This is a genomic window from Mycobacterium sp. shizuoka-1 (assembly GCF_002723835.1).
GTDB lineage: Bacteria > Actinomycetota > Actinomycetes > Mycobacteriales > Mycobacteriaceae > Mycobacterium.
The window spans coordinates 41306-46327 of the sequence record NZ_BEWG01000009.1 but is presented as its reverse complement, the minus strand read 5'-3'; the positions used below and the strand labels follow the sequence as shown (position 1 = coordinate 46327).

The window sequence follows — 5022 nt, the reverse complement described above, 5'->3', positions numbered from 1 at the left end:
CCACCGGCGCTGCCGCCGCCGCCGTTCTGACGAGCAGTGACCTCACCCTCGGACACCTTTGGTCCGGGGGTGAGGTCATTTTTGGGACTGCTACCGCCCTTGACTGACGAAGCGATCGCATGTGACGATTTCGTCATATTGACGAAGGGTGGGTGCGACCGTGCCGTCAACCGAGGATGCGACAACCGGCGACCAAGCCAGCGTCGGCCGGCGCGCTGCCGTGCACCGGGCGGCTGTGCCGTCCTACCGCGCCAACATCTATTCGACCGAGGCGATCCTCGATCCCCATCCGCACTACCGGCGCCTGCGCGACCTCGGACCGGTGGTGTGGCTGCCCAGGCACAAGGTGTACGCCCTGCCGCGCTACGCCGAATGCAAGGCCGCGCTGCTCGACGACGAGACATTCCGGTCGACGGCCGGGGTGGCGCTCAATGCGCTCAGTAACCGGCTTTCCCGGGGCACGACACTGGGCAGCGACGGTGCCGAGCACGACCGCAGCCGAAAACTGGTGGCGCACCGCATGTTCCCGCGTGCCCTCAACGCGATCAGTGAGTCCGTTCAGGCCATGGCCGACGAGGTGGTCGACGCCGCGGTGTGCCGCGGCGAGGTGGACGGGGTCCAGCTCGCCACCGCACTGCCCTTGGCGGTGATGCCGGACATGGTGGGCTGGCCCGTCGATCAGCGCGCATACCTGCTCGACTGGGCTGCGGCCACGTTCGACATTCTGGGACCGGCCAATTCGCGGTTCGTCCGAGGCATTCCCCGCTCGGTGCAGATGCTCCGATTCGCCCGCCGGATGGTCCGTGACCGCAGTGTCCTGCCGGGCAGCATGGCCGACGAGTTGTTGACCGCTGTCGATGCCGGTGTGTTGAAAGCCGCCGACTGCCCGGCGTTGTTGATCGACTATCTCGGGCCGGCCCTGGACACCACGATTGGCGCGATCTCCACCGCGCTGGCCATGTTCGCCGCCCACCCGCAGCAGTGGGATCTGTTGAAGTCCGAGCCGGACCGAATCCCCAACGCGATCAACGAGATCGTCCGCTACGAGTCGGCGGTGCGGGCCTTCGGCCGACGGGTGAACGCAGACACAGAGATCGGCGGGGTGGCGCTGCCCGCCGGTTCCCACGTTCTGGTGATGTATGCCTCGGCCAACCGCGATGAACGCGAATGGGAACGGCCCGACGCCTTCGACATCACCCGCGACGCCGGCCGTCACCTCGGCTTCGGAAAGGGCGCCCACGCGTGCGCGGGGCAGGCGGTGGCACGGATGGAAACCGGTGCGGTCTTGACCGCATTGCTCCACCGGGTCGACCGGCTGGAACTGATCGGACCACCGCAGTGGGTGCGCAACAACATCATTCGCCGCTACGCGCGGATGCCGCTGCGGCTCGTCGGTGCTCGCTGACATCTCGGGCTAGGAGACGCTGTGCCCACATCGAAGCGCCCCGACCTGGTCGACGTCCACGCACACTTTCTCACCGATGAATACGTCGCCGCGGCCGTCGCCGCGGGCCTCGAGAACCCCGACGGCATGCCCGGTTGGCCGTCATGGAGTATCGACCAGCAGGTTGCACTGATGCAGGACAACCGGATTCGTCACGCCGTCCTGTCCCTGTCCTCACCCGGCGTGTCGTTCGCAGGTGCAGACGCACCAGCCTTGGCGCGACACGTCAACGATTTCGCCGCCGGCACGGTCGCCGCGCAGCCCGACCGCTTCTCGTTCTTCGCCACCGTTGGGCTGCCTGACGTCGATGCCGCCGTCGCGGACGCAGCGCGCGCGATCGATCGGCAGGCCGCGGCCGGTGTCGTCCTGATGAGCAACAGCGCAGGCCAGTATCTCGGTGACGCCGCGCTTGACCCGCTCTGGGAATGTCTGGACGACCGGCGCTCGGCCGTCTTCGTCCACCCGACCTCGCCGCCGGATGCCGACACCGTGTCACTCGGCCGGCCTCGTCCGATGCTCGAGTTCATGTTCGAGACCACCCGCACCGTGACGGATCTGATCTTCGCCGGCGTCGTCGCCCGGTACCCGCACATCCGTTTCCTGATACCGCACTGCGGAGCCGCGCTGCCCCTCCTGGGCGCGCGCATCGAGCAGTTCCGCAGCCTGTGGCCGGCGCCCGACGGCGGTCCACCGGGACCCCTGACCACCGACGCGCAGCTGCGCCGCTTCTGGTTCGACCTCGCGGGATACCCGATGCCCACCCAGGCCGCTGTTGTTCGCGATGTGCTCGGCGGCGATCGCATCGTCTACGGAAGCGACTCTTGCTGGACGCCGGAGTTCGCGATCGGCAAGCAGATCGCCGCGCTGGAGGCCGATCCCGGCACCGACTGGCGAAGCCTGACGGCCGACAACGTGCGCGACCTTCTACCCCACATCGCGCGCTGAGGCGGCACAACGCAAGAGGCCCTGACCGGCTAACCCGGATCAGGGCCACTAGCTGCATCAACTGGAGTCGGGGTGGCGGGATTCGAACCCACGACCTCTTCGTCCCGAACGAAGCGCGCTACCAAGCTGCGCCACACCCCGCTGAAGCCACGACAGCGTATCGCACGTGACCCGTGCGAAGCCAAACGGCCAGTCGGCCGGGCAGCTGAAGTTGGCGGCCTGTCGCGGGATGGATCTGAGTTGTCGGTGGCGTTATGCAGACTGTCGGCTGAACACACCAGCCGAGCAGCGAAAGGTGGAGCGGATGATGACCGCTTTGGGGGCCGTGGTGTACGGGGGATTCTTCCTGCTCGCAGCGCTGTGGCTGGTGGTGACCGGCGATTACGACACGATCGACGAGCCCGACCAGGCCCAGCCGCAAGAACGTTCGAACTCGGCCAGCGCGCCGATGTGCTCGTTCGGGTCGAGGTTGTGAGCCGCTAGCCAGTCGGCGTTGTAGTAGGTGTCGACGTAGCGGTCTCCGCTGTCGGCGATCAGGGTGACCACCGATCCGCCCACCCCGGCGGCGACCATCTCGGCGAGCAGGCCGAAAGCGCCCCACACATTGGTGCCCGTCGAGGGACCGACGCGGCGTCCCAGCACCCGCGAGACGTGATGGGCCGCAGCGATCGAGGCGGCGTCGGGAACGCACACCATCCGGTCGACGATCTCCGGCAGGAACGACGGTTCCACCCGCGGCCGGCCGATGCCCTCGATCCGCGACGGTGACCCGGTGACGATGTCGCGCCGCCGCTGCGCATAGGACGGGTAGAACGCCGAGTTCTCCGGGTCGACCACGCACAGCTTGGTCGCGTGGCGCCGGTAGCGGATATACCGGCCGATCGTGGCGCTGGTGCCCCCGGTGCCCGCGCCCACCACGATCCACTCCGGGATCGGATGGCGTTCGTCGCCCATCTGCTCGTAGATCGACTCGGCGATGTTGTTGTTGCCCCGCCAGTCGGTGGCCCGCTCGGCGTTGGTGAACTGATCCAGGTAGTGGCCACCGGTCTGGTCGGCGATCCGCTGCGCCTCGGTGTAGACGTCACCGGGCCGGTCCACGAAGTGGCACCGCCCGCCCTGCGCCTCGATGAGCTTGACCTTCGACGCGCTGGTGGAGGCGGTCATCACCGCGACGAACGGCAGGCCCAACAACGCCGCGAAGTACGCCTCCGACACCGCCGTCGACCCCGAGGACGCCTCGACGACCGTGGTGTGTTCGTCGATCCAGCCGTTGCACAGCCCGTACAGGAACAGCGAGCGCGCCAGTCGGTGCTTGAGGCTGCCGGTGATATGCGTCGATTCGTCCTTGAGATACAGCGCGATGTCGGCGCTGCTACACCACGACGCAGGCAGCGGATACCGCAGCAGGTGGGTGTCGGCGCTGCGCCGGCTGTCCGCCTCGATCAACCGGATCGCGTTGTCCACCCAGCCCCTGGGCCGGGAATGGGCGGCGACGACCGTCATCGCCGGCTGCTACGGCAAGCCGGCCTCACCGCACCGAGGCGGTAGGGGAGGAGCGCACCACGTTGCGGGTCTGGTCATGTCCGCCGGTCGGGGCGGCCACCAGCGTCAGCATCGTCGCCTCCGGGCGGCAGCAGAATCGGAACGGCGCGAACGGGGACGTCCCGATGCCCGCCGACACGTGCAGCGCGGTGTCGGCCCCCCAGCGTGAGGCCCCCTTGGCCCGGGTCCGGTCCAGATCGCAGTTCGTCACGATCGCCCCGTAGAACGGCAGGCACAACTGCCCGCCGTGCGTGTGCCCCGCCATCACCAGCTGATAGCCGTCGGCAGCGAAGCGGTCCAGCACCCGGGTGTAAGGCGCGTGCGCGACGCCGAGGGACAGATTGGCCGTCGGGTTGGGCGGTCCGGCGATGGTGTCGTAGCGATCCCGGCTCAGATGCGGGTCGTCGACCCCGGCGGCCGCGACGGTCAGCCCGGCGACCTCGAACTCGCGGCGGTTGTGGGTCAGATCCAGCCAGCCGCGCTCGGTGAACGCCGCCCGCAGGTCCTGCCACGGCAGCGGCTTGCCGTGGATGCGGCTGTCCCGGTCGTAGAGGTACTTGGCCGGGTTTTTCGGCTTGGGGGCGAAGTAGTCGTTGCTGCCGAACACGAAGACGCCCGGCACCGACAGCAGATCCCCGAGCGCCTGCACCACGGCGGGCACCGCCTTGGGGTGCGACAGGTTGTCGCCGGTGTTGACCACCAGGTCCGGCTCCCAGCGGGCCAGCTCACGCAGCCACGCCTGTTTGTGCCGCTGCGTCGGGCGCATGTGGATGTCGGACAGGTGCAGCACCCGCAAGGGGGTGGAACCCGGCGACAACACCGGCATGGTCACCTCGCGAACGACGAACGCGTTCGGCTCGATCACCGTGGCGTAGCCGACCGCAAGCGCGGCCGAGCCGACGGCCACGAGGGCGGACGACTTCACTGCGGACGGCACTGCCATACCGGCAAGAGTACTGCCACCCGTCGCGGTTCACTGGGTCGAGCGGTCAGGCAAACCTGCCCGTCACGGCGGCGGCGGGGGCGGCGCCAGCAGAGGCACCGTGATCGGCGGCAGCCCCGGGATCTGCACGACGGTCTGGCCGAACGGT

Annotated in this window: 4 protein-coding genes and 1 tRNA gene; 2 read left to right on the top strand and 3 right to left on the bottom strand. The window is 68.6% G+C overall.

All coding sequences use genetic code 11. The features are described 5' to 3' along the window. Positions 1–160: 160 nt before the first annotated feature. Positions 161–1405, top strand: a complete 1245-nt coding sequence (locus MSZK_RS02460) for a cytochrome P450 (protein WP_371411275.1) — start codon at positions 161–163, stop codon at positions 1403–1405. 21 nt (positions 1406–1426) lie between these two features. Next, the gene (locus MSZK_RS02455) at positions 1427–2389 is read left to right on the top strand and encodes an amidohydrolase family protein (RefSeq protein ID WP_233211079.1); all 963 of its coding nucleotides are present in this window, start codon (positions 1427–1429) and stop codon (positions 2387–2389) included. A gap of 67 nt (positions 2390–2456) precedes the next feature. Here the strand turns inward: MSZK_RS02455 and MSZK_RS02450 are convergent. From MSZK_RS02450 to MSZK_RS02440, 3 genes are all read right to left on the bottom strand, one after another. Beyond that, positions 2457–2530 (bottom strand) — tRNA-Pro (locus MSZK_RS02450). A 240-nt stretch (positions 2531–2770) separates the two neighbouring features. Continuing rightward, positions 2771–3892 carry a PLP-dependent cysteine synthase family protein gene (locus MSZK_RS02445; protein ID WP_099244460.1) on the bottom strand — a complete coding sequence of 374 codons (1122 nt, stop codon included), beginning with the start codon at positions 3890–3892 and terminating at the stop codon, positions 2771–2773. A gap of 25 nt (positions 3893–3917) precedes the next feature. After that, a complete protein-coding gene (locus MSZK_RS02440; RefSeq protein WP_099244458.1) occupies positions 3918–4874 on the bottom strand; it encodes a metallophosphoesterase in 957 nt (318 codons plus the stop codon). Positions 4875–5022 lie beyond the last annotated feature (148 nt).

Coding starts and splice junctions, on each gene's coding strand:
- MSZK_RS02445 (WP_099244460.1), bottom strand. CDS start 3,892: ATGACGGTCGTCGCCGCCCATTCCCGGCCCAGGGGCTGGGTGGACAAC.
- MSZK_RS02440 (WP_099244458.1), bottom strand. CDS start 4,874: ATGGCAGTGCCGTCCGCAGTGAAGTCGTCCGCCCTCGTGGCCGTCGGC.